Origin of the sequence: Kitasatospora sp. MAA19, assembly GCF_029894125.1 — a bacterium.
Lineage (GTDB): Bacteria > Actinomycetota > Actinomycetes > Streptomycetales > Streptomycetaceae > Kitasatospora.
Genome location: NZ_JARXYZ010000012.1, coordinates 103,940 through 125,579, shown reverse-complemented (window position 1 = coordinate 125,579; position 21,640 = coordinate 103,940). Strand labels below are relative to the sequence as shown.

General features: G+C 73.7%; 19 protein-coding genes and 3 pseudogenes. 10 read left to right on the top strand and 12 right to left on the bottom strand.

The features are described from left to right. The first annotated feature begins 228 nt into the window (after positions 1-228). Positions 229-2,019, top strand: coding sequence for a protein kinase (locus P3T27_RS20045; protein ID WP_280680453.1), 1,791 nt, complete (start codon positions 229-231; stop codon positions 2,017-2,019). An 89-nt stretch (positions 2,020-2,108) separates the two neighbouring features. On the opposite strand, the gene P3T27_RS20040 is transcribed toward P3T27_RS20045, so the two are convergent. The 3 genes from P3T27_RS20040 to metF all read right to left on the bottom strand — a co-directional run bounded on the left by P3T27_RS20040 (position 2,109) and on the right by metF (position 6,857). Further along, positions 2,109-4,349, bottom strand: coding sequence for a heavy metal translocating P-type ATPase (locus P3T27_RS20040; protein ID WP_280680452.1), 2,241 nt, complete (start codon positions 4,347-4,349; stop codon positions 2,109-2,111). A gap of 210 nt (positions 4,350-4,559) precedes the next feature. Then, positions 4,560-5,729, bottom strand: a complete 1,170-nt coding sequence (locus tag P3T27_RS20035; protein ID WP_280680451.1) for a permease — start codon at positions 5,727-5,729, stop codon at positions 4,560-4,562. A 120-nt stretch (positions 5,730-5,849) separates the two neighbouring features. Then, complete coding sequence (gene metF, locus P3T27_RS20030; RefSeq protein ID WP_280680450.1) at positions 5,850-6,857, bottom strand: methylenetetrahydrofolate reductase [NAD(P)H]; 1,008 nt, start codon at positions 6,855-6,857, stop codon at positions 5,850-5,852. A gap of 251 nt (positions 6,858-7,108) precedes the next feature. Between metF and P3T27_RS20025 the strand changes: the two genes are divergently transcribed. Beyond that, positions 7,109-7,432, top strand: a complete 324-nt coding sequence (locus P3T27_RS20025) for a cation transporter (RefSeq protein WP_280680449.1) — start codon at positions 7,109-7,111, stop codon at positions 7,430-7,432. Positions 7,433-7,588: 156 nt separating this feature from the next. Next, positions 7,589-7,870: a metal-sensitive transcriptional regulator gene (locus P3T27_RS20020; protein ID WP_280680448.1), complete on the top strand. Its 282-nt coding sequence runs from the start codon at positions 7,589-7,591 to the stop codon at positions 7,868-7,870. A 154-nt stretch (positions 7,871-8,024) separates the two neighbouring features. On the opposite strand, the gene P3T27_RS20015 is transcribed toward P3T27_RS20020, so the two are convergent. Further along, the gene (locus tag P3T27_RS20015; protein ID WP_280680447.1) at positions 8,025-8,645 is read right to left on the bottom strand and encodes a TetR/AcrR family transcriptional regulator; all 621 of its coding nucleotides are present in this window, start codon (positions 8,643-8,645) and stop codon (positions 8,025-8,027) included. Positions 8,646-8,753: 108 nt separating this feature from the next. Here P3T27_RS20015 and P3T27_RS20010 point away from each other — a divergent pair, with 108 nt between their 5' ends. Further along, the gene (locus tag P3T27_RS20010) at positions 8,754-10,364 is read left to right on the top strand and encodes an FAD-dependent oxidoreductase (RefSeq protein ID WP_280680446.1); all 1,611 of its coding nucleotides are present in this window, start codon (positions 8,754-8,756) and stop codon (positions 10,362-10,364) included. 114 nt (positions 10,365-10,478) lie between these two features. Here the strand turns inward: P3T27_RS20010 and P3T27_RS20005 are convergent. Next, positions 10,479-10,865, bottom strand: a pseudogene (locus P3T27_RS20005) (elongation factor Tu); the annotation flags it as partial. On the opposite strand from P3T27_RS20005, the pseudogene P3T27_RS20000 reads away from it, so the two are divergent. Then, positions 10,863-11,000: pseudogene (locus tag P3T27_RS20000) on the top strand (TetR/AcrR family transcriptional regulator); the annotation flags it as partial. The pseudogenes P3T27_RS20005 and P3T27_RS20000 overlap by 3 nt on opposite strands. Positions 11,001-11,131: 131 nt before the next feature. Continuing rightward, the gene (locus P3T27_RS19995) at positions 11,132-12,358 is read left to right on the top strand and encodes a cytochrome P450 (RefSeq protein ID WP_280680445.1); all 1,227 of its coding nucleotides are present in this window, start codon (positions 11,132-11,134) and stop codon (positions 12,356-12,358) included. 345 nt (positions 12,359-12,703) lie between these two features. On the opposite strand, the gene P3T27_RS19990 is transcribed toward P3T27_RS19995, so the two are convergent. Beyond that, positions 12,704-13,285, bottom strand: coding sequence for a hypothetical protein (locus P3T27_RS19990; protein WP_280680444.1), 582 nt, complete (start codon positions 13,283-13,285; stop codon positions 12,704-12,706). A gap of 134 nt (positions 13,286-13,419) precedes the next feature. Here P3T27_RS19990 and P3T27_RS19985 point away from each other — a divergent pair, with 134 nt between their 5' ends. Together P3T27_RS19985 and P3T27_RS19980 are read left to right on the top strand one after the other, a co-directional pair. Next, entirely contained in the window at positions 13,420-13,839 is a 420-nt protein-coding gene (locus P3T27_RS19985; protein WP_280680443.1) for a helix-turn-helix transcriptional regulator, read from the top strand. Positions 13,840-13,849: 10 nt separating this feature from the next. Further along, entirely contained in the window at positions 13,850-14,269 is a 420-nt protein-coding gene (locus P3T27_RS19980; protein ID WP_280680442.1) for a VOC family protein, read from the top strand. A 7-nt stretch (positions 14,270-14,276) separates the two neighbouring features. Here P3T27_RS19980 and P3T27_RS19975 read toward each other — a convergent pair whose 3' ends face one another. Continuing rightward, positions 14,277-14,447, bottom strand: coding sequence for a hypothetical protein (locus P3T27_RS19975; protein WP_280680441.1), 171 nt, complete (start codon positions 14,445-14,447; stop codon positions 14,277-14,279). Positions 14,448-14,970: 523 nt separating this feature from the next. Further along, positions 14,971-15,441 (bottom strand): annotated as a pseudogene (locus P3T27_RS19970) (5-methyltetrahydropteroyltriglutamate--homocysteine S-methyltransferase); the annotation flags it as partial. A gap of 176 nt (positions 15,442-15,617) precedes the next feature. Between P3T27_RS19970 and P3T27_RS19965 the strand changes: the two are divergent. Then, a complete protein-coding gene (locus P3T27_RS19965) occupies positions 15,618-16,721 on the top strand; it encodes an NADH:flavin oxidoreductase/NADH oxidase (RefSeq protein ID WP_280680440.1) in 1,104 nt (367 codons plus the stop codon). Between the two features lie 67 nt (positions 16,722-16,788). Here the strand turns inward: P3T27_RS19965 and gndA are convergent, their stop codons facing one another. The 3 genes from gndA to P3T27_RS19950 form a co-directional block, all read right to left on the bottom strand. Continuing rightward, positions 16,789-18,234, bottom strand: a complete 1,446-nt coding sequence (gene gndA, locus P3T27_RS19960; protein WP_280680439.1) for an NADP-dependent phosphogluconate dehydrogenase — start codon at positions 18,232-18,234, stop codon at positions 16,789-16,791. An 85-nt stretch (positions 18,235-18,319) separates the two neighbouring features. Beyond that, the gene (locus tag P3T27_RS19955; protein ID WP_280680438.1) at positions 18,320-18,583 is read right to left on the bottom strand and encodes a co-chaperone GroES; all 264 of its coding nucleotides are present in this window, start codon (positions 18,581-18,583) and stop codon (positions 18,320-18,322) included. Positions 18,584-18,729: 146 nt separating this feature from the next. Continuing rightward, positions 18,730-19,608 carry a LysR substrate-binding domain-containing protein gene (locus P3T27_RS19950; RefSeq protein WP_280680437.1) on the bottom strand — a complete coding sequence of 293 codons (879 nt, stop codon included), beginning with the start codon at positions 19,606-19,608 and terminating at the stop codon, positions 18,730-18,732. 127 nt (positions 19,609-19,735) lie between these two features. Here P3T27_RS19950 and P3T27_RS19945 point away from each other — a divergent pair, with 127 nt between their 5' ends. Further along, complete coding sequence (locus tag P3T27_RS19945) at positions 19,736-20,854, top strand: bile acid:sodium symporter family protein (protein ID WP_280680436.1); 1,119 nt, start codon at positions 19,736-19,738, stop codon at positions 20,852-20,854. On the opposite strand, the gene P3T27_RS19940 is transcribed toward P3T27_RS19945, so the two are convergent. After that, positions 20,851-21,549, bottom strand: coding sequence for a G1 family glutamic endopeptidase (locus tag P3T27_RS19940; RefSeq protein WP_280680435.1), 699 nt, complete (start codon positions 21,547-21,549; stop codon positions 20,851-20,853). The two genes, P3T27_RS19945 and P3T27_RS19940, sit on opposite strands and share 4 nt — an antisense overlap. Positions 21,550-21,640 lie beyond the last annotated feature (91 nt).

Sequence of the window (21,640 nt, the reverse complement as noted above, 5' to 3'; positions counted from 1 at the left end):
TGAGTTGACGTCGTGTCGTGATGTTGCTCGGGCGCCCATCAGAATAGGCCCTCCACCGGTCAGACGAACAGAAAGGAGCACTATCCTGGGCAGCGCACGGGAAACAGCACGCAGGACGCACGACGTACGAGGCCACTCGCACGAAGCAGCACGTACGAAGCAGCACAGCAGCGCGTCAGGACCGGCCCAGCGTCGGTGACAAGCCAACAGGGGTCAGTCGGGGGTTGTGTGTCCGAGTCGCGTTGGGTGCCCGGGCTCCGGTTCGGACCGGAGTTCGACCCCGAGCAGTACGAACTCCTGGAGTTCCACCACCGGGGCGGCGAGGCCGAGGTGTGGCGAGCGGTGCGGACCGGCCACAGCGGGCTCAAGGAGCTGGTCGCCGCGAAGATCATGCTGGAGCGAGACCCCTCCGAAGTGCGTCGCTGGCTCGGGCGTTGGGACGACGTCTCGCACAATGCCCACCGCCTGGGCGTGACCGACCTGGTGGTGCCCAGCTTCCTGCTCGGGCCCTCCCCGCACCGGCCCGGCGCCGCGCCCTCCGGCGGGCTGCTCGGCTACCAGATCTCCCCCTGGGTCGAGGGCGTGCCGCTGCACACCTGGGGCCGCACCCAGCGTGGCGGGCCGGCGGCGGTGGCCGAGGTGCTGGCCCGGCTCTGCCGGATCGTCGACGAGCTGCACCGCAAGCGCTGGGTGCACCGGGACATCTCCCCCGCCAACGTCCTGGTGGACGCGCAGGGCCAGGTCAAGCTGATCGACCTGACCTTCCTGGCCCCGCTCGACCACACCCTCACCGTCGCGGTGTTCACCCCCGGGCACGTCCCGCCGGAGGCCGAGCAGGTCGGCGGCTTCCCGACCACCGCCAAGGACCTGTTCGCGGTCGGCACCCTCGCCCGCGCCCTGCTGCTGCCCGACCACGGCCGGCTCGACCACCGGCTGGCCGCCGAGCAGGCCCGCGCCGAACTGCTCGCCGCCGGCTACGGCGAGGAGCTGGCGCGCTGGGCCTGCGAGCCGCTGGCCCGCGACCCGGACCGCCGCCCCTCCCCGCTCGGCCCGTGGGTCGCGCGCGGCCGCGAACTCCTGCGCTCCCACCGGCCGGTGGCGCGGACCGCGGGCCTGGCCGTGCTGCCCGACCGGGCCGGCCGGCCGCTGCTGGTCACCGGCGGCGCCGACGGCACGGCACTGGCCGGCCCCGGGCACGGCGGGCAGCGCTTGCCGGCCGGTCAGGGGCCCGGCGCGGTACGGGAGCTGGTGGCCGGCTGGGCCGGGCGCGCGGGCGAGCTGGTGGTCTGCGCCGAGGACCGCGGCGGCACGCTCTGGGTCGGCACCGCGGCCGGCTGGTGGGAGGCCGCGCGCGGGGTCAGCGGGCTCGCGGGGGCGGTCAACTCCGCCGGGGAGATGACGGTCTGGACGGCGGCCGGCGGCGCGCTGCGCTCCTACCGCTGGGCGCCCGGCCTCACCCTCACCGGCCAGGAGCTGCCCGGCTGCCCGGCCGACCGGGTGCTCGCCGCGCTGGAGGAGCGGGCCGGGTCCTGGCTGGTCCTGGTCGAGCACCGCGAGCGGGTGCTGAGCTGGCGGCCGGGCACGGCCGAGCGCCCCGTCCCGCTGGGGCCGCCCGGCGCGCTGCGCGCCGGGGCGCTGGCCCGGACCTCCGCCGGTCCACAGGCCGCCACGCTGCGGCCGGACGGCTCCGTCCAGTTGCACACCCTCGGCACGGCCGGACCGGCGCCCGAGATCGGCGACGGCGAACCCTCCCTCGGCATCGCGATGGCCGGCCACCGGGGCGGCCCGACCGTGGCGCTGGCCGGCGCGGGCGGCGTCCGGCTGCGGCTGCCGGCCGGCGGCGCCTCCCGGCGGCCGCGCTGGTGGCGGCCGACGCTGCGCCCGGCCACCCGGGTCGCACTCGCGATGGGCGAGGACTGGCGGCTGTGCCTGGCCGCGGTGGTGGAGGGCGAGTTGCAGTGCTGGCAGGAGGACGCGGCGTACCGGTGGCAGGCAGTGGGGCTGCCCGAGCAGGGCTGACGTGACGCCGAGGCCCTGGAACCGGGTTCGGTTCCAGGGCCTCGGGGTGTCGGCGCGGGCTCAGCGGATACGGCTCACGGGGTGGCGGCTCAGCGGAAGCGGCGCAGCCGCAGGCTGTTGCCGACCACGAAGACCGAGGAGAAGGCCATCGCGGCCCCCGCGATCATCGGGTTGAGCATCCCGGCCGCGGCCAGCGGCAGGGCGGCGACGTTGTAGCCGAACGCCCAGCACAGGTTGCCCTTGATGGTGGCCAGGGTGCGACGGGAGAGCCGGATCGCGTCGGCCGCCGCCAGCAGGTCGCCGCGGACCAGGGTGAGGTCGCCCGCCTCGATCGCGGCGTCGGTGCCGGTGCCCATCGCCAGGCCCAGGTCGGCCTGGGCGAGCGCGGCCGCGTCGTTGACGCCGTCGCCGACCATGGCCACGACCCTGCCCTCGGCCTGCAGCCGCTTGACGGTGGCGACCTTGTCCTGCGGCATGACCTCGGCGATCACGTCCTCCGGGGCGATGCCGACCTCGGCCGCGACGGCCTCGGCGACCAGCCGGTTGTCGCCGGTCAGCAGCACCGGGGTCAGGCCCAGGCCGCGCAGCCGGGCGATCGCCTCGGCGCTGGTCGGTTTGACCGCGTCCGCCACCTCCAGGACGGCCCGGGCCTCGCCGTCCCAGCCCACCGCGATCGCGGTACGGCCGGCCGCCTCGGCGGTGCGCTTGGCCTCGGCCAGGCCCTGCGGCAGGTACTGCGACCAGTCGTTCAGCAGCGCCTCCCGGCCGGCGATCACCGCGTGGCCGTCCACCACGCCCTGGACGCCCAGGCCCGGCACGTTCTCGAAGCCCTCGACCGCGGGCAGTTCGCCGGCCTTGGCGGCGGCGGTGGCGATCGCCCGGGCGATCGGGTGCTCGGAGGCGTGCTCCAGGGCGCCGGCCAGGCGCAGCACCTCGGCCTCGGCCACGCCCTCGGCGGTGTGCACCGCGAGCAGGGTCATCCGGCCGGTGGTGACGGTGCCGGTCTTGTCCAGGACGATGGTGTCGACCTTGCGGGTGGACTCCAGCACCTCCGGGCCCTTGATCAGGATGCCCAGCTGGGCGCCGCGGCCGGTGCCGACCATGAGCGCGGTCGGGGTGGCCAGGCCCAGGGCGCACGGGCAGGCGATGATCAGCACGGCCACGGCGGCGGTGAAGGCGGCGGTCCAGCCCTCGCCGGTGCCCAGCCAGTAGCCGAGGGTGGCCACCGCCAGGATGATCACGATCGGGACGAAGACGGCGGATATCCGGTCCGCGAGGCGCTGCGCGGCGGCCTTGCCGTTCTGCGCGTCCTCGACCAGCCGGGCCATCCGGGACAGCTGGGTGTCCGCGCCGACCTTGGTCGCCTCGACGACCAGGCGGCCGCCCGCGTTGACGGTGGCACCGGTGACGCCGTCGCCGACGGAGACCTCCACCGGCACCGACTCCCCGGTGAGCATCGACGCGTCCACCGCCGAGGCGCCCTCGACCACCAGACCGTCGGTGGCGATCTTCTCGCCCGGCCGCACCACGAACCGGTCGCCCACGGCCAGATCCCCGATCGGGATCCGGACCTCGCGGCCCCGCCGGAGGACGGACACGTCCTTGGCGCCCAGCTCCAGCAGGGCCTTGAGCGCGGCCCCCGCGGTCCGCTTGGAGCGGGCCTCGAAGTAGCGGCCGGCCAGGATGAAGGCGGTGACGCCGGCCGCCGCCTCCAGGTAGATGTTCGACGAGCCGTCGCTGCGGGCGATGGTCAGCTCGAAGCCGTGCCGCATGCCCGGCATCCCGGCGTCGCCGAGGAACAGGGCCCACACGGACCAGAGGAACGCGGCGCCGGTGCCGAGCGAGACCAGGGTGTCCATGGTGGCGGCGCCGTGCCGGGCGTTGGTGAACGCGGCCTTGTGGAACGGCCAGGCGGCGTACGTGACCACGGGCGCGGCCAGCACCAGGGACAGCCACTGCCAGTTGTCGAACTGCAGGGCCGGCACCATCGCCATCGCGATCACCGGCACCGCGAGGGCGACCGCCGTGAACAGCCGCTGGCGCAGCGGGACCAGTTCGTCGGGCGGCTCGCCCTGCCCGGCCGGGGCGTCGGCGACCGGTGGCTTCGGCAGCGCGGCGGTGTAGCCGGTGGCCTCGACGGTGGCGATCAGGTCGGCGACGTCGACGCCCTCGTCGAAGGCGACCTTGGCCTTCTCGGTGGCGTAGTTGACGCTCGCCGAGACGCCGTCCATCCGGTTCAGCTTCTTCTCGATCCGGGCCGCGCACGAGGCGCAGGTCATGCCGCCGATCGAGAGTTCCACCTCGGTGGAGGCGGGTGCCTGGGTGGTCATCGTTGCTCCTCGTGACAGTCGTCGTGCAGGGCGTGCGGAGGGTGTCCGCGGGTCCACGCCGTCGTGCTCGGCACCATACCCGGGAGGGGTATCCTGCGGCGCTGAGTTCATTTATACCCCCTAGGGGTATACAGGGCAAGCGTCGATGACCACCCGGGCCCTGCGGCCACCCGGCGCCGGGCGATCCCCGGCGGGTCGCCCGGCACCGCGTCAGTGGTGGCCGTTCCCGTGTCCGTCCGCGGCGGCGGCGTCAGGCGAACCGCCCATCATGCGGAGCATGTCGCGGCCGCCGGTGCGGAGGAAGCGGGCGAGGAGGGCCGCGGCGAGCAGGAGGAAGGCGAGGTTCAGCCAGGCGGTGTAGTTCCACTCGATGCCCGACATCGGGATCTCGGCATCGCGCTGGTCGGGGACCAGCCCGAGGCCGCCGAAGAGGAACTCGACGACGTAGCCGGCCACCACCATGGCCGCGTAGAAGGTGCCGAGCAGGAAGAGGGCCGTGCGGCGGCCGTAGTACTTCCGGTAGATGTTCAGGATCGGCAGGATCAGCAGGTCCGCGAAGATGAACGCGACGACCCCGCCGAAGCTGATCCCGCCCTTCCACAGCACCACGGCGAGCGGCACGTTGCCGATCGAGCAGACGAAGGACGCGATCGCCACCAGCGGGCCGATCAGCGGGCCCCACAGCTTGCCGGCCAGCGGGTGGTCGGCGAAGAAGAAGGCCCGCCAGAAGGAGTCCGGCACCCAGGCGGCGATGGCACCGGCGATGAGCAGCCCGAGGACGAGGTCCTTGAGGATGGCCGCCCACTCCATCACGAACACGTGCGAGACGGACGTGACGCCCTGCCGGGACAGCAGCCGGCGGGCGAAGGAGCCCTCCCCGGCGACGGACATGTCCATCGCCGCGTGGCCCTCCATCGAGCCGGCCCGGCCGCGGCCGGCCTGTTCGCGGGCCTCGCGGAGCAGTCCGTCGCGCAGCAGGAGCCGGAAGAGCAGGGCGAGGACGAGGATCATCACCGGACCGCCGATGAACTCGGCCGCCGTGAACTGCCAGCCCAGCAACAGGGCCAGGATGACGCCGAGTTCGACGACCAGGTTGGTCGAGGCGATCTCGAAGGCCATCGCGGCGGTGAAGTTCGCGCCCTTGCGGAACAGCGAGCGGGCGAGCGCGACGGCCGCGTACGAGCAGGAGGAGGAGGCCGCACCGAGCAGGGAGGCCACGGCGAGGGTGCGGGGGCGGTCGTCGCCGAGCAGCCGGACGACGGTGGACTTGCGGACGACGGCCTGGACGACGGCGGAGAGCAGGAAGCCGAGGATCAGCGCCCAGGTGATCTCCCAGGTCATCGATCCGGCGATGGACAGCGCGTGCAGGATCGCGTGCATGGTGGGTCCGCCTTCCCTGGTGCCACGGGTTCGCCAGCGCCGAGGACCATATACCCATACGGGGTATGAACCTACCGCGCCCCGCCGGGCCGGACGCTCCCCCGTCAGGCCGGCCCCTCGTCAGGCCCGGCCGCCGATCAGTGGCCGGGCCGCCGCCGTCGCGACGGCCTGCGACGCGGGGACGGCCGACGGGGACGGGCGCGGGACGGGTCGCGGCCCGGAGCGGTCCAGCCCGAGGTTGCGGTGGATCTCCAGGGCGGCGGTGGAGCGGTTCAGCGTGATGAAGTGCAGGCCGGGCGCGCCCTCCTGGAGCAGACGTTCGGCCATCCGGGTGGCGTGGTCCACGCCGATGCGGTGGGCCGCCACCCGGTCCCCGCGGGCCGCCTCCAGCCGTGCCGCCAGGCCCGCCGGGAAGGAGGCACCGCTGAGTTCGGCGAAGCGGGCGATCTGGCGGACGTCGGTGGCCGGCATGATCTCCGGGATGACCGGGGTGTCACAGCCGGCCTCGGCGAGCCGGTCGCGCAGCCGCAGGTAGTGCTCGACCTCGAAGAACATCTGGGTGACGGCGTAGTCGGCGCCGGCCCGGCACTTGGCGACGAAGTGCCGGATGTCGTCCGCCCAGTCCGCCGAGCGCGGGTGGCGCTCCGGGAAGGCCGCCACCCCGACCGTGAACGCGCCGCAGTCCTTGACCAGTTCGACCAGTTCGGCGGCGTGCCGCAGGCCCCGGGGATGCGGCTCCCAGGCGCCGTTCGGATTGCCCGGCGGGTCGCCGCGCAGGGCGAGGACGTCACGGATCCCGACGTCCGCATAGCGCCGCAGGACGGCCTGGAGCTCGGCGGTGGAGTGGCCGACGGCGGTGAGGTGGGCCACCGGCCGCAGGGTGGTCTGGGCGGCGATCCGCTCGGTGGTCTCGATGGTGCGGTCGCGCGAGGAGCCGCCCGCACCGTAGGTGACGGAGACGAAGGTCGGCGCGACCGCCTCCACCCGCCGGATCGCGGCCCACAGTGCGCGCTCGCCGGCGTCGTCCTTGGCGGGGAAGAACTCGAAGGAGTACGTCCGTTCGCCGGCCGCCAGGATCTCGCGCAGGCCGCGCGGGCCACGTGCTCCGGGGCGGGTGGTGTGGTCCATGGGGTGTCACCTCGGGTGGTGGGGTCGGTCGCCGGTCAGGGCCGGCCGCCCGGGACGCGGGCGGCCGCGTCCACCCTGCCCGGCAGGGCGCAACGAGAGCGCCACAAGGGCTGGTTGACGATCGGCCAAGACCGTCCGGAGGTGTTCGGATTCGGACTCCAGATTACCCTAGGGGGGTATGGTATGTTCTCGGTCGAAGCAGCCGACCGCACCTGCGGCCGGCGCCGGGCACTGACGACAGGAGCACACCCATGACCGAGACCGCCGTCACCGTCGAGTCCGCCGCCACCGAGACCGCCACCTCCTGCTGCGGCTCGTGCGGCACCGGCGCCACCGCGACCCCCGACGCCGGGATCGCCGGACGGGCCGCCTTCCAGGTGAAGGGCATGACCTGCGGCCACTGCGTCACCTCGGTGACCGCCGAGCTGAAGAAGATCGACGGCGTCACCGACGTCGCCGTGGACCTCGCCACCGGCACGGTCACCGTCGACAGCACCCTGCCGCTCGCCGACAGCGCCGTCGCCGCCGCCATCGACGAGGCCGGCTACGACCTGGTCGGCCGCCTCGACGGCTGACCGGCCACCCGACCACCCGCCTGCCCCCATCGGCCCGGACGGCTCCGCCCGTCCGGGCCGAAAGCCCGTCCGGCGCACCCCGGTAGAGTGGGGAACCCCCGCCCGGAGGCGCCGCGCCCCGGGCCTCCCCGGACCGCGCAGGAACCGGAGTCGGCCATGGCCAGCCACAGCCCCCACAAGGACGACTTCCTCAAGCGGCTGCGCCGCATCGAGGGCCAGATCCGCGGCCTGCAGCGCATGGTCGAACAGGACACCTACTGCATCGACGTCCTCACCCAGGTCTCCGCCGCCAGCCGCGCCCTTCAGTCCTTCGCCCTCCGGCTGCTCGACGAGCACATCGAATGCTGCGTCCGCGACGCCATCGCCGAGGGCGGCCAGCAGGCCGGCACCAGGGTCAGAGAAGCCAACCAGGCCATCGCCCGCCTCGTCCGCTCCTGACCGGCCGCCGAAAGTCCCTGACGACCGGGCGGGCCCTGGGTCCCGTCCGGCACTTGGTGAGCGGCGTCAGGGGCTTTCGGCTACGGGGTGGGGGTATGCGCGCGGGGGGCGCAAGGCCAGGCCGGATGTACGGGGTGGGGGTATGCCTCGCCGTTCAGCCCGCGGACGGCGCCCTGAGCAGCGGAAGGACGATGTCGTCGAGGATCTCGTCGACGACGTGGTCGGGCGGGACGCCCCCGCCGAGCAGGAAGGACTCGCGCAGCAGGTCGAGCGGGAGGGAGCAGGTGCGCGGGGTCAGCCGCGCGGGGTTGATCTCGCCCCGGTCGGCGGCCCGGCGCAGCATCGCCGTCAGGCCGTCCACCGGGCCCCGCAGGGCCAGTCCGCGGAAGTGCTCGCGCAGTTCGGGGTCTCGCATCAGGTCGATCAGGAGGCCGTGCACGGCGTCCGGCGGCAGATCGTCGAAGCGGTGCAGCAGGCTGCGCAGGAAGAGCGCCAGGTCGGCCCGCAACTCGCCGGTGTCGGGCGGCTCCCGGTAGTCGGGGGCGTTGCGGTCGAGGGCGGCGATCACCAGTGCGGCGCGGTTGGACCAGCGGCGGTAGAGCACCGGCTTGCTGGTCCGGGCGCGGGCGGCGACGCCGTCCATGGTGAGTCGGTCGTAGCCGTGTTCGGCGAGTTCGGCCCAGACGGCGTCGAGGATCGCCCGCTCCAGTTCGTCACCGCGCCGACGCGAGGCCTTGGCGCCCGCCGGTCCGTCTTCCGCCGCTCTGCCGGTCATCACGAGTGCCGCACCAGATTCTCGTAGATACGTTGCGTTTCTTATTAGGGCGAGTCTACAGTCGAGACCAAGAAACGCGACGTATCTTATTTCGGGAGGGGACCCCTCATGAGCACTGCCCGTACGACCGACGTCCTCGTGGTCGGCGCCGGCCCGGTCGGTCTGACGCTCGCCCTCGGGCTGGCCCGCGCGGGGGTCGACTGCCGGATCATCGAACGGGATCCGCAGTTCCGCGACCGCGGCGTCCGCGGCAAGGGCGTCAACCCCCGGACGCTGGAGGTGTTCGACGACCTCGGCGTGGTCGACGAGATCCTCGCCCGCGGCGACGTCAACCTCAGGGTCCGCAGCTACGAGGGCGCCCGGCTCGTCCAGGAGGTCGACCCGGGTCCCGCCAACGCCCCGACCACCGACCGCCCGTACGCCGGCATGCTGCTGCTCGCCCAGCACCAGACGGAGGCCGTGCTGCGCGACCGGCTCGCCGACCACGGCGTCACGGTCGAGCCGGCCACCGAACTCCTCGACTACACCCAGGACGCGGACGGCGTCCTCACCACCGTCCGGCGCGGGGAGCCCACCGAGGCCGGCCCGGGCGGGACCGTCCGCGGCGGGGAGCGCACCGAACGGATCGGCGCCCGCTACCTGGTCGGCTGCGACGGCGGCCGCAGCACCGTCCGCAAGCGCGCCGGCATCCCGTTCCTCGGCGAGACCTGGGAGGAGGAGCGGTTCCTGATGGCCACGATGCGCATCGACGGGGTCGACCCGGACTGCATGCACGTCTGGAACCACCCACAACTCGGCGTCGGCGCCCTGGTGTTGGTCCCGCTGCGCCAGGACGGGACCTGGGCCGTCCACGCCGCCGTCAGCCCGGACGAGCACGGCCGGCTCCCCGCCCCCACCCTGGACACCTTCCAGCGGCTGTTCGCCGAACGGGCCGGCCTGCCCGGCGTCCGGCTGCACGCGCCGACCTGGTCCACCGTCTGGCGGCCGACCGTCCGCCTGGTCGAGCGCTACCGCGACGGCCGCGTCCTCCTCGCCGGAGACTCCGCCCACTGCCAGTCCGCGGCCGGCGGCCAGGGCATGAACACCGGCATCCAGGACGCGCACAACCTGGGCTGGAAACTGGCGGCCGTGCTGCAGGGCGCCCCCGAGCGACTCCTCGACAGCTACCAGGCCGAGCGGCTGCCGGTCGCCCGCGCCTCCCTCGCCGCCTCCTCCACCCAGCACCGGGCGCTGTTCAGCAGCGGCAGTGGGGGCCAGGCCCTGGCCGACCAGTTCCGCAGCCTGACCGACTCGGCCGGCGGCGACCTCACCGGACTGTCCGTCCACTACCGGGGCGGGCCGCTCGGCCGCGACCTCGACGACGCCACCGGCATCCGCGCCGGGGACCGCGCCCCGGACGCCCCCTGCCGCACCGCCGACGGCACCCCCACCCGCCTGTTCGACCTCCTCCGCGGCCCGCACGCCACCCTGCTGGCCTTCGGCGAGCACCCCGCCCTGGCATCCCTGCCCGAACTCCCGGGCGTGCGCCGGGCCGATGTCCTCGACCCCGACGGCCACGCCCACCGCGCCTACGGGATCAGCGGGGACGCCCTCGTACTGGTCCGCCCGGACGGCCACGTCTGGCTCACCGCGGGCACGGCCGACCCGGCCGCACTCACCGCCCACCTGCGCACGTACGGGGTCGGCTCCGACGCGGCGGCCCTGCCCTGCCCGTCCTGAGGAAGTCCGTCCGCGAGCGGCGGCTGACCCGCCACGCTGCCAGGTCGTCCGAGAACGCCGGCTCTCGGTGTGCTCGGACGACCTGCCCCCTCTCCCCGGGTCCGGCTCCGGCGCCTACTTGGTGATCTTGGTGACCTGGCCGGCGCCGACCGTGCGGCCGCCCTCGCGGATGGTGAAGCGCAGGCCCTCCTCCATCGCGATCGGCTGGATGAGGGTGACGCTCATCTCCGCGTTGTCGCCGGGCATGACCATCTCCAGGCCCTCCTTGAGAGTCACCACGCCGGTCACGTCCGTGGTGCGGAAGTAGAACTGCGGCCGGTAGTTGTTGAAGAAGGGAGTGTGCCGCCCGCCCTCGTCCTTGGAGAGGATGTGGGCGGTGGCCTCGAACTCCGTGTGCGGGGTGACCGAACCCGGCTTGATGATGCACTGGCCGCGCTCGACGTCCTCGCGCTTGATGCCGCGCAGCAGCAGTCCGACGTTCTCGTCGGCCTGGCCCTCGTCCGGGTGCTGGTCGTCGACTGGCTCACCGAGGAGACCCGCACGCGCGAGGAGTTGCGCGACGTCTGCATCGGCGCCGTCCTGGGCGCCCTCCGGCCGCTCCTGCCCGCCGATCCGGCGCCCGACCGGCTCGGATGAGCCCCTCCCGGGAACGGTGAAATCGCTACCATCGGAAGCCATGGGAAAAGCACCAGAAGCGTCCAATTCCCCATGAAATTACGATAGTTGGATTCTCACTCCACGCCGGACCGCCGACCCCGAAGGGCCTCATGTCCACCGCCGCACCCGCCCTCCCCCCGTTGCACCGACTGCCCGTCACCCCCGTCCAGGCGCCGCACCCCACCACCCTCCCCGACGGCACCCCCGCGTGGCTGGTCACCCGCTACCACGACGTCCGGCAGACCCTCACCGACCCCCGTTTCACCCGCGGCGACCTGCACACCGTCGGCACCCCCGGCGGCGGCGCCGACGTGGCCAGCAACCCGGCGTCGATGTTCAACCAGGACGGCCCCGCCCACCGCCGACTGCGCAGCACCGTCCAGCGGGCCTTCACCGCCCGCGCCATCGCCGGCTGGCAACCCTGGGTCGCGGAGAGCGTCCAGCAGGCCGTCGACGCCCTCGCGGCCGACGGCGCCCCCGCCGACCTCGTCGCCGGGTTCACCCAGCCGGTGCCCTTCGCGGTCACCAGCCGCCTGATGGGGCTCGACGGGGACGGCCCGGACCGCCTCGACGAACGACGGCTCCGCCGCTGGACCCGCGCCGTCCTCGCCGACGGCACCCCGGACGGCGGCGACCCGGCCGCTCCCGGCCCGGGCGACGACCTGTCGGACGACCCCGCCGACGCCCTCGCCGAATACGCCGCCTACACCGCCGAACTGATCGCCCGCCGCCGCGGCGCCCCCGGCGAAGACCTGGTCAGCCGCCTCGTCCAGGCCGCCGACCAGGACGGCGGCGTTCCCGAGGAATCACTCGTCCACCTGGTCTGCGGACTCACCGCGAGCGGCAACGAGAGCGTCACCGGCGCCCTCGGCAACGCCCTCGTCTACCTGCTCGGCGAACGCCCCGACCACTGGCCCCGCCTCGCCGACCCCGACACCACCGAACGCGTCACCGAACGCCTCCTCCACTTCATCCCGCTCGGCGACGACGAGGCCACCACCCGCCGTGCCACCCACCCGGTCGACCTCGGCGGTGTCCGCATCCCCGCCGGCGCCGTCCTCGCCATCAGCCTCGGCAGCGCCAACCGCGACCCCGCGGTCTTCCCCGACGGCCTCGACACCGACCTCGACCACCCGCTGCCCGCCCCGACCCTCGCCTTCAGCGCCGGCCCGCACTACTGCCTCGGCGCCTGGCGGATGCGCCTCGAAATGCGCGAATCCCTCCACCGCCTCGCCATCGCCCTCCCCCGTCTCCGCCTCACCACCCCCGTCGACCGGCTCACCTGGCAACTCGGCACCACCACCCGCAGCCCCGCCCACCTACCGGCCGCCTGGTAACCCCTGGCCACCCCCGGAAGACCCCCGCACCGGCCCTCCCGCCGCCCCGCGCCGGAAGGGCCGTAGGGCTCGTCCTCAAACCCCCACCGCCCGCCCGGAGCGCGGGCGTGGCGGCGTCGGGGAGCGCGCACCGCAAGGCGGTCTCCCGCCCGAAGGCCGAGGGCCAACGGCGACCGACGACAACGCGGCGCGGCGCGGCGCGTGCCCCAGCGTCGGCGCGCAGACGGGGGTCCACAGACGGGCCTCAGCGCGCGGTTTCGCATACGAGCCCGGATCGCGCCGCGCGGGCCGGGATGCTCGAAGACGCCCCCTTGCACCCCCGGCCCGGAACGGCCTCGATCCGGGTCAGAGCCCGAAGTGCGCCACGGCCCGCTCGGCGACCTCGTCGGGCTCCAGGTGGGTGTTGTCGATCAGCAGGTGCGCATCGGGGCTGTGGGCGAAGTCGTCGACCGAGTTGAGCCGGTACCTGGCGTCCATGCCGACCAGGTTTCCGTTGGACCACTCCAGATCGCGCTTGGAGGCCTTCTCCGCCAGCCGGGACTCGCCGGCGTTGCGCTCCAGCCGGACGGCCTGGTCGCCGGACAGCTCCAGGAACAGCACCCGCGCGCCGCGCTCGCGGAACGGGGCCACGTAGCGCTCGACCAGGGCGGCGTCCTCGGGGTCGTCGAAGTCCCAGACGAGGGTGAACACCAGGCCGGGCAGGTCACTGGCAGCGGCCTCGGCGAAGATCTGCTCGCGGAAGGCGTGGTTGAGGCGCTGGAACTGCGGCGACTCGTAGCGGAACAACCGCAGCAGCGGCTCGATGGTCAGGTGGTTGTGGAAGAGCTTGAAACCGGTGCGCTCGGCTATCGCGCCGCCCACGGTCATCTTCCCGACCGCGGCCGGGCCGATGACGAAGAGCAGGGTCGGGGTTGTGCTGTTGGACATCGCGCCAGCATAGGGGCAGGCCAGGGCATCCGAGCACGCCGAGTGCCGCGTCGACCGCACGCGGTGGCCGCCGCACCGTCGTGACCGTGTCCGACCGGGCCGGTACCGTGGCAGGCGTGTCCCAGGTGTCCCGAGTGCCCCTTCCCGACCTGGTCCGGCTCCGGCAGGCCCGTGACCGGATGGACCGCGACTACGCACAGCCACTGGACGTGCCGGCGCTGGCCCGGACCGCCCTGATGTCGCCGGGCCACTTCTCGCGCAGCTTCCGCGCGGCGTTCGGCGAGACCCCGTACGGCTACCTCATGACCCGCCGGATCGAGCGGGCGAAGGCGCTGCTGCGGCGCGGCGACCTGAGCGTGACGGACGTCTGCATGGCGGTCGGCTGTACCTCGCTGGGCTCGTTCAGCTCGCGGTTCACCCAGCTGGTCGGCGAGACCCCGAGCGCGTACCGGGCCCGGGACCACGAGCCGGACGCCGCCGTCCCGGCCTGCGTCGCCAAGGTCTACACCCGACCGATCAGGAACGGAGAAGCCGGCGGTCCCACCGGTCCGTAGCGTGATGGGCATGGACATCACGCTTGCACAGTGCTTCATCACCGTCGACGACCACGACAAGGCGCTCGCCTTCTACCGCGACGCGCTGGGTCTCGACGTGCGCAACGACGTCGGCTACGCGGGCATGCGGTGGGTGACCATCGGCTCGCCCGCGCAGCCGGACCTGGACATCGTCCTCGAATCCCCCGTCGCCGACCCGAACGCCGCCGACTCCGACCGGCAGGCGGTGACCGACCTGATGGCCAGGGGCCTGCTGCGCGGGGTGATCTTCCGCACCGACGACTGCGACGCGACCTTCGAGCGGATCCGCGCCGCGGGCGCCGAGGTCCTGCAGGAGCCGGTGGACCAGCCGTACGGCGTCCGGGACTGCGCCTTCCGCGACCCGGCGGGCAACATGGTGCGCTTCAGCCAGCCGCGGAAGCAGGGCTGACCTGGGTCTACTGCTCGTCCTCGGGCGGGGCGTCCGGGTCCGGGGGCAGGCCCACCTCCTCGCGGTCCTCCTCGGTGCGCTCTTCGAGTTCCTCCTCGTCGGGGCGGCGCGGCAGGCCGCGCCCGTGGCCGGTGTCCGGGTTCCCCTCGACGTCCTTGTTGGACTTGTGGTGCGACATGGCGCCTCCTCGTCTCCGATTCCGGCGGTACCACCCCCACTCAAACGCTCGCCCCGGAGAGCCGCAAGCCGGGGCGAGCCGCACCACGGCTCCTCGTCCAGCGCCACCCGGACGGGCCGATCGGCCGATCGGCCCGTCCGGATCGTCCGGATCGGGTCAGGGCGCGGTGACGCCCGGCTGGGCGCCGGCGCCGAAGGCCCAGCACGGCCTGGGCGGTGGCCCGTACGGCGGTGGCCTGGTTGAACCCGGTCGCGTCGTAGGCCACGGCGCCGCGCACGGCGGGGCCGGCGGAGCAGCCCTGCTGGAACTTCACCAGCCGGCCCCAGCCCTTGAGCCCGGCCCCGAGGCGCCCGGCGTCGAGCAGCGCCTCGGTGGCCAGACCGGTGCTGTTGGCGTTGGCGGCGGTGGCTCCGGCCGCTGGCCGCCACGGTCGCGTCGTCCCGTTCGTGGGCCGCGCGGGGTGCCCCGGTGACCGGGGGCGGGCACGGCGCTCGGGCCGCGCCCGGCCCCGGTCTTCGTCAGGTCAGCCGGCGAGCTCGGCGCGCAGTCGCCGGGCGGCGCCGACCAGGCTCTCCAGGGAGGCCCGGTTCTCGGGCCAGCCGCGGGTCTTCAGGTCGCAGTCGGGGTTGACCCAGAGCCGCTCGGCGGGGATCGCCGCGAGCCCGGCGCGCAGCAGCTCGACGGCCTCCTCGGTGCTCGGGACGCGCGGCGAGTGGATGTCCCACACGCCCGGGCCGACCTCGCGCGGGTAGCCGGCCTCGGCCAGTTCCCCGGCGACCTCCATGTGCGAGCGGGTGGCCTCCAGCGAGATGACGTCCGCGTCGAGCTCGTCGATCGCCGTCATGATCGCGCCGAACTCGGCGTAGCACATGTGGGTGTGGATCTGGGTGTCCGCGCGGACCCCGGAGGCCGCCAGGCGGAAGGACTCGGTGGCCCAGTCGAGGTAGGCCGGGCGGTCGGCGGCGCGCAACGGCAGGGTCTCGCGCAGGGCCGGCCCGAACAATACGCCGCGCTTGCAATTAATCGGTGTGTGCAACTATTGTCGAGTCATTCAAAGTGCACCTGCAAGCATTCGCGAGGGTGTCCCACCACACCTCCCGCGCTCCTCACGACCGGCGCCCCGCCCCCGCACGGCCGGATGCCGCCCATCCGCCCCACCAGGAGTCCGCCATGAGCACCACCCTCTTCACCCCCTGCAGCCTGAGGACGCTGACCGCCCCCAACCGCATCTGGATGGCGGCGATGTGCCAGTACAGCGCCGCGCCGGACGGCGACGCGGTCGGCGTGCCGACGGACTGGCACTTCGCCCACCTCGCGGCACGCGCCACCGGCGGCACGGGGCTGATCATCACGGAGGCCACGGCCGTCAGCCCCGAAGGCCGCATCACCCCCTACGACCTCGGCATCTGGAACGACGCCCAGGTCACGGCCTTCCGGCGGATCACCGCCTTCCTGAAGGCGCAGGGCACCGTTCCGGTCATCCAGCTCGCCCACGCCGGCCGCAAGGCGTCCACCGAGCGCACCTGGGTCGACCGCGGACGCGCCCTCGCCCCGGACGAAGCCCACGGATGGACGCCGGTCGCCCCCAGCGCCATCCCCTTCACGTCGACGCGGACCAGGCCCGACGAGCTGACTGTGGATCAGATCCGTGGAATCGCCGGCCAGTTCGCCGAGGCCGCCCGCCGCGCGCTCGACGCCGGCTTCCAGGCCATCGAGATCCACGGCGCCCACGGCTACCTCATCCACCAGTTCCTCTCCCCCCACAGCAACCACCGCACCGACGCGTACGGCGGCTCCTTCGAGGGCCGGATCCGCTTCGCGCTGGAGGTCGTCGACGCCGTCCGCTCGGAGTGGCCCGAGGAGCTGCCGGTCCTCTTCCGCGTCTCCGCGACGGACTGGCTCACGGAGAATCCGGAGGACGGCCGCGAGGGGTGGACGTCGGAGGACACCGTCCGGCTGGCCAAGGAACTCCAGGCCCACGGCGTGGACCTGATGGACGTCTCCACCGGAGGCCTCGTCCCCGACGCCAGGATCGAAGCCGGCCCCGACTACCAGGTGCCCTTCGCCGAGGCGGTACGCAACGGGACCGGCATGCCCGTGGCGGCCGTCGGCCAGATCACCGATCCCGTCCAGGCCCAGGACATCCTCGCCTCCGGCAGGGCCGACGCCGTCCTGCTCGGCCGCGAGCTCCTGCGCAACCCGTACTGGGCGCGCCAGGCCGCCGCCGCGCTCGGCGGCCAGGTCTCCTCCCCCGACCAGTACCACCTCGCCTAAGGCTGTCGGCCGGGCGGGTGCCTCCAGGGCTGTCGGAGGTGGCGCCGGGTGGGGCCGGACGGGTGACTCAGCGCCGTTCCTCCGGGCGGCCGTCGGCCTCCCAACGCGTGTGGAAGGTGCCCTCCCGGTCCACCCGGCGGTAGGTGTGCGCGCCGAAGAAGTCCCGCTGCCCCTGCACCAGCGCGGCCGGCAGCCGCTCCGCCCGCAGGCTGTCGTAGTAGGCGAGCGCGGTCGCGAAGCCGGGGGCGGGCACGCCCAGCTGGGCCGCCGTGGAGACGACCCGCCGCCACGCCGACTGCGCGGCGCCCAGCGCCTCCCGGAAGTGCGCGTCGGTCAGCAGCGTGGGACGTTCCCGGTCCGCCTCGTAGGCGGCCCTGATCCGGTCCAGGAACCGGGCCCGGATGATGCAGCCGCCACGCCAGATCGCGGCCATCTCACCGGGGTCGACCTGCCAGGAGTACTCCGCGCTGCCGGCCTGGATCTCGTTGAAGCCCTGGGCGTAGGCCACCATCTTGGAGGCGTACAGGGCCTGCTCGACGTCGTCCGCGAACCGGTCGGACGCCGCACTGTCGAGCCAGGTCTCGGTGGGGCCGGGCAGCCCCCGCCCCGCCTGCCGCAGTGGCACACCGCCGGACAGTGCCCGCGCGAAGACCGCCTCGGCGATCCCGCTCACGGGCACGCCGAGCTCCAGTGCGCTCTGGACCGTCCAGCGGCCGGTGCCCTTCTGCTCCGCCTGGTCCAGCACGATGTCGACGAAGGGCTTCCCGGTCGCCGCATCGGTGTGGGCGAGGATCTCGGCGGTGATCTCGATCAGGTAGGACTCCAGGCGCCCGCCGTTCCAGGCCCGGAAGACCTCGGCGATCGCGTCCGGCTGCAGGCCGGATCCGTGCCGCAGCAGGTCGTACGCCTCGGCGATGAGCTGCATGTCGGCGTACTCGATGCCGTTGTGGACCATCTTGACGAAGTGGCCGGCGCCGTCGGGTCCGACGTGGGTGCAGCAGGGCTTGCCGTCGACCTTGGCCGCGATGTCCTCCAGCAGGGGTCCCAGGACCTGGTACGCCTCGGGGGTACCGCCGGGCATGATGCTCGGCCCCTCCAGCGCGCCCTGTTCACCACCGGAGATCCCGCTGCCCACGAAGTGCAGCCCGCGTTCCCGCAGGGCCGCCTCCCGCCTCCTGGTGTCGAGGAAGTGCGCGTTCCCGCCGTCGACCACCACGTCGCCCTTGTCGAGCAGCGGCACCAGCTCGTCGATGACCGCGTCGGTCGGCGCTCCGGCCTTCACCATGATCACGATCAGGCGCGGGCGCTCCAGGGCCGCGACGAAACCCTCCGTGGTCTCGGTCGCCACGAAGTCGCCCTCGTGACCGAACTCCTCCAGCAGGGCCGTCGTCCGCGCCTGGGTGCGGTTGTGCACGGCCACGCGGTATCCGTGGCGGGCGAAGTTCCGGGCCAGGTTGCGGCCCATCACGGCCAGTCCGGTCACGCCGATCCGGGCCGGCGAGTGCTTGGTCATGGCAGGGGTCTCCAGGGGTTCTCAGGGGCCGAAGTCCTGTTGCTGTTCCGCTTGCTACTCCGCTTGCCGGGCCCTGCTCCGCTCGCTACTCCGCGGAGAGTGCCAGGACCTCGTCCTCGGGAAGCTCGACGTACGACTCCCCCTCCACCTCGATCTCCGATCCGGAGCGCCTGTTGAAGAGGATCTTCTCGCCGACCTTGACGTCCACCGGGTGCGGCTTGCCGCTCTCCAGCGGCCGGCCGGGCCCGACCGCCACCACCTCGCCCTTCCACGTCTCCGGGTCCTGCGCGGTCGGCGCCCCGATCGGCTTGACGATCAGACGGTCGTGCTTCGGGTGGAAGTCGGGCATGGCATGGTCCTCTCACGTAGGCGCCTGCGGCGCGGCCGCCCCACACATCGATTCTGCCGAGGTTCGCGATTCCCGCACCGCGTGGGACGGAGCTTTCGGCCTCCTGGAGGTACCGCCGCCCGCACCGGGGTAGCGCCACCCGCCGGTCACGGCTCCGACCGCTCCGGCGCGCGTTGCAGGCGGAACGCGTCCGCGAGGACCGCTCTGGCCAGGACCTGGGCCGGCCCGCGGGCCGTGGTGCGTCCGGTGGTGAGGGCGAACTCGGTGGTGCCGAGATCCGGCAGGCCCGGCTGGTCCGGCAGCACCCGCAGGCCCGCCGGGACCAGGCTCCGGGCATGCGGCACCACCCCGAGGCCGGCCAGCGCGGCGGCCCGTACTCCGGAGAGGCTGGTGCTGGTGCAGGCGATCCGCCACGGCCGCCCACCGCGTTCGCAGACCTCCAGGGCGCGGGCGCGGGTGAAGCTGGGCGGCGGGTAGACGATCAGCGGCAGCGGCTCCGCCGGGTCCACCCGGACGTCCTCCGCCCCTGTCCACACCAGCTCGTCCCGCCAGACCAGCCGTCCCTGCGAGCCGCCGCCGGGCGGGCGCTTGCCGAGCACCAGATCGAGCCGCCCGTCGGCCAGTTGCTCGTAGAGCACGGCGCTGAGGCCCACGGTGAGTTCGAGGTCGACCTGGGGGTTGCTCCGCCGGAAGCCCCGCAGGATCTGCGGCAGCTCGGTGTGCACGAAGTCCTCCGAGGCGCCGAACCGCACCCGCCCGCGCACCTGCGTCTGCGCGAAGTAGCCGACCGCCTGCTCGTGCGCCTCCAGGATCGTCCGGGCGAAGCCGAGCATGGCCTCACCCTCGCTGGTGAGCTGCACGGAGTGGGTGTCGCGCAGGAAGAGCCGCCGGTCGGCAGCCTCCTCCAGCCGCCGCACGTGCTGACTGACCGTCGACTGCCGCAACCCCAGCCGCTGGGCGGCCCTGGTGAAGCCGCCGGTCTGGGCCACTGCGAGAAAGGACCTCAACTGGACCGGATCGAACACCCGGCCCACCCTACCCGCCGCCATCACGAACCATGATGACAGTGAGCACGGCCAGAGGGATTCACAATCACCCGGCCGGGCGGCAGGCTGAGGTGGCCCCCCGACCGCACCGCCACCGCGGAGAACCATGCCCCGCCCGAAGCGATCACCGCGCTCCCGCAGGTCCCGACGCCCCACCCGGCTCCGGGTCGACCCCTTCATCGCCTCCCTGCTGGGCAGCGTCGCACTGGCCGCCCTGCTCCCCGCCCGCGGCGCCGCCGCACCGGCCGTCTCGGACGCCGCCACCGGCGCGGTCGCCGCCCTGTTCTTCCTCTACGGTGCCCGGCTCTCCGCCCGGGAGGCCTGGGAGGGGCTCAAACAGTGGCGGCTGCACGGCACGGTGCTGGCGGTGACCTTCGGCCTCTTCCCCCTGCTCGGGGTGGCCGCCCGCCTGCTGGTGCCGGACGTGCTGTCACCGCAGCTCTACCAGGGCCTGCTCTTCCTGACCCTGCTGCCCTCCACCGTGCAGTCCTCGATCGCCTTCACCGCCATCGCCCGCGGCAACACCGCCGCCGCGGTCTGCAGCGCGACCTTCTCCAGCCTCTTCGGCATCCTCCTGACCCCGCTGCTCGCCGCCGTGCTCCTGCACACCAGGGGCGGCATCTCGGCGGGCACCGTCCTGGAGATCGCCGAGCGACTCCTCCTCCCCTTCGCCGCAGGCCAGTTGCTGCGCCGCTGGATCGCCGCCCGGATGGCCCGCCACCGTTCCGTCCTCGGACTGGTCGACCGCGGCTCGATCCTGCTGGTCGTCTACAGCGCCTTCAGCGCCGCCGTGGTGGGCGGGATGTGGGGCACGCTCTCGCTGCCCCGGCTGGCGGCGCTGCTCGTGGTGGAGTCGGCGCTGCTGGCACTGATCCTGACCGCCACGCTGCTGGCCGGCCGCCGGCTCGGGTTCGACCGGGGCGACCTGATCGCGATCGTCTTCTGCGGCTCCAAGAAGAGCCTGGCCAGCGGCGTCCCGATGGCCGCCGTCCTCTTCCCGGGCGCGGCGGCCGGTCTGATGGTGCTGCCCCTGATGCTCTTCCACCAACTGCAACTGATGGTCTGCGCCGTCCTGGCCCGCCGCTGGGGCACGCAGGCCCAGACCGCACCGGCCCCGGCACCGACCATGCCCGCACCAGGCCGTTCGCCGGGGGACCGGGCGCCCGGTACGCCGGCGGCCGTGGGCCGACGGGGTACCGGGCGAGACCGGGCCGGGCCGGGTTAGCTCGCCGGGACGATCGAGAAGGCGCCGTTCTGGAGGGCGGTCTCGGTGTACTGGCCGCTGTCGATGGCCTGCGGGCTGTAGGCGTCGAAGCTCCGGCCGTTCACCGTGATGCCGGAGAAGTCCAGGCTGGTGAAGGACGGGTAGCTCTGGCTGGGCGACTCGATCACGGCCTCGGCGCTGACGTTCTGGGCGTTGAGCCGCTGGCGGGTGGTCTCGGTCCAGCCCTTGGTGGTGTCGGTCAGCGTCAGGGTGTACGAGCCGCCGCCGTTGGCGACGACCCCGGCGGTGAAGCTGTCCCCCGCGTCCACCGGGTCGTTGAAGTACTGCGGCGGGGCCGGGTACATCTCGTACCAGCCGGAGTAGACGGGCGAGCCGCTGGAGCAGTCCACCTGGACGCCGGTCTGTTCGACCGTCTGCGAGCCGTAGCCGTCGATGCCGACCCAGGGGGCGAACAGGTCGTTGGCGGTGTTGCACTGGACCTGAGGCATCGTCCAGGACCCGGACACCGAACGGAAGCCGCTGCCCTGGGCGACGTAACCGCCCCAGACGCCGCCGTCGTAGGAGTGGCCGTAGTGGTGGGCGGAGGCACTGGCGGCCGCGGGGGTCGCGGCGTCGGCCGGGCCGGCGGCGAGTGCGGCACCCGAGACGGCGAGCAGGACGGCCGTGGCCGTACGGGCGAGACGGAACGCGGACATGGGTGAACTCCCGGTGGGGGTATGGGGGATGACCTTGCGGCCGCCGGGTGGGGCCGGCGGCGGGCAACGCGCTGTCGCCCCAGCGTGCGCG

Bases quoted from the DNA above. Each gene is read 5' to 3' on its own strand.
- P3T27_RS20040 (WP_280680452.1), bottom strand. From the start codon at position 4,349: ATGACCACCCAGGCACCCGCCTCCACCGAGGTGGAACTCTCGATCGGC.
- P3T27_RS20035 (WP_280680451.1), bottom strand. From the start codon at position 5,729: ATGCACGCGATCCTGCACGCGCTGTCCATCGCCGGATCGATGACCTGG.
- metF (WP_280680450.1), bottom strand. From the start codon at position 6,857: ATGGACCACACCACCCGCCCCGGAGCACGTGGCCCGCGCGGCCTGCGC.
- P3T27_RS20025 (WP_280680449.1), top strand. From the start codon at position 7,109: ATGACCGAGACCGCCGTCACCGTCGAGTCCGCCGCCACCGAGACCGCC.
- P3T27_RS20020 (WP_280680448.1), top strand. From the start codon at position 7,589: ATGGCCAGCCACAGCCCCCACAAGGACGACTTCCTCAAGCGGCTGCGC.
- P3T27_RS20015 (WP_280680447.1), bottom strand. From the start codon at position 8,645: ATGACCGGCAGAGCGGCGGAAGACGGACCGGCGGGCGCCAAGGCCTCG.
- P3T27_RS20010 (WP_280680446.1), top strand. From the start codon at position 8,754: ATGAGCACTGCCCGTACGACCGACGTCCTCGTGGTCGGCGCCGGCCCG.
- P3T27_RS19995 (WP_280680445.1), top strand. From the start codon at position 11,132: ATGTCCACCGCCGCACCCGCCCTCCCCCCGTTGCACCGACTGCCCGTC.
- P3T27_RS19990 (WP_280680444.1), bottom strand. From the start codon at position 13,285: ATGTCCAACAGCACAACCCCGACCCTGCTCTTCGTCATCGGCCCGGCC.
- P3T27_RS19980 (WP_280680442.1), top strand. From the start codon at position 13,850: ATGGACATCACGCTTGCACAGTGCTTCATCACCGTCGACGACCACGAC.
- P3T27_RS19975 (WP_280680441.1), bottom strand. From the start codon at position 14,447: ATGTCGCACCACAAGTCCAACAAGGACGTCGAGGGGAACCCGGACACC.
- P3T27_RS19965 (WP_280680440.1), top strand. From the start codon at position 15,618: ATGAGCACCACCCTCTTCACCCCCTGCAGCCTGAGGACGCTGACCGCC.
- gndA (WP_280680439.1), bottom strand. From the start codon at position 18,234: ATGACCAAGCACTCGCCGGCCCGGATCGGCGTGACCGGACTGGCCGTG.
- P3T27_RS19955 (WP_280680438.1), bottom strand. From the start codon at position 18,583: ATGCCCGACTTCCACCCGAAGCACGACCGTCTGATCGTCAAGCCGATC.
- P3T27_RS19945 (WP_280680436.1), top strand. From the start codon at position 19,736: ATGCCCCGCCCGAAGCGATCACCGCGCTCCCGCAGGTCCCGACGCCCC.
- P3T27_RS19940 (WP_280680435.1), bottom strand. From the start codon at position 21,549: ATGTCCGCGTTCCGTCTCGCCCGTACGGCCACGGCCGTCCTGCTCGCC.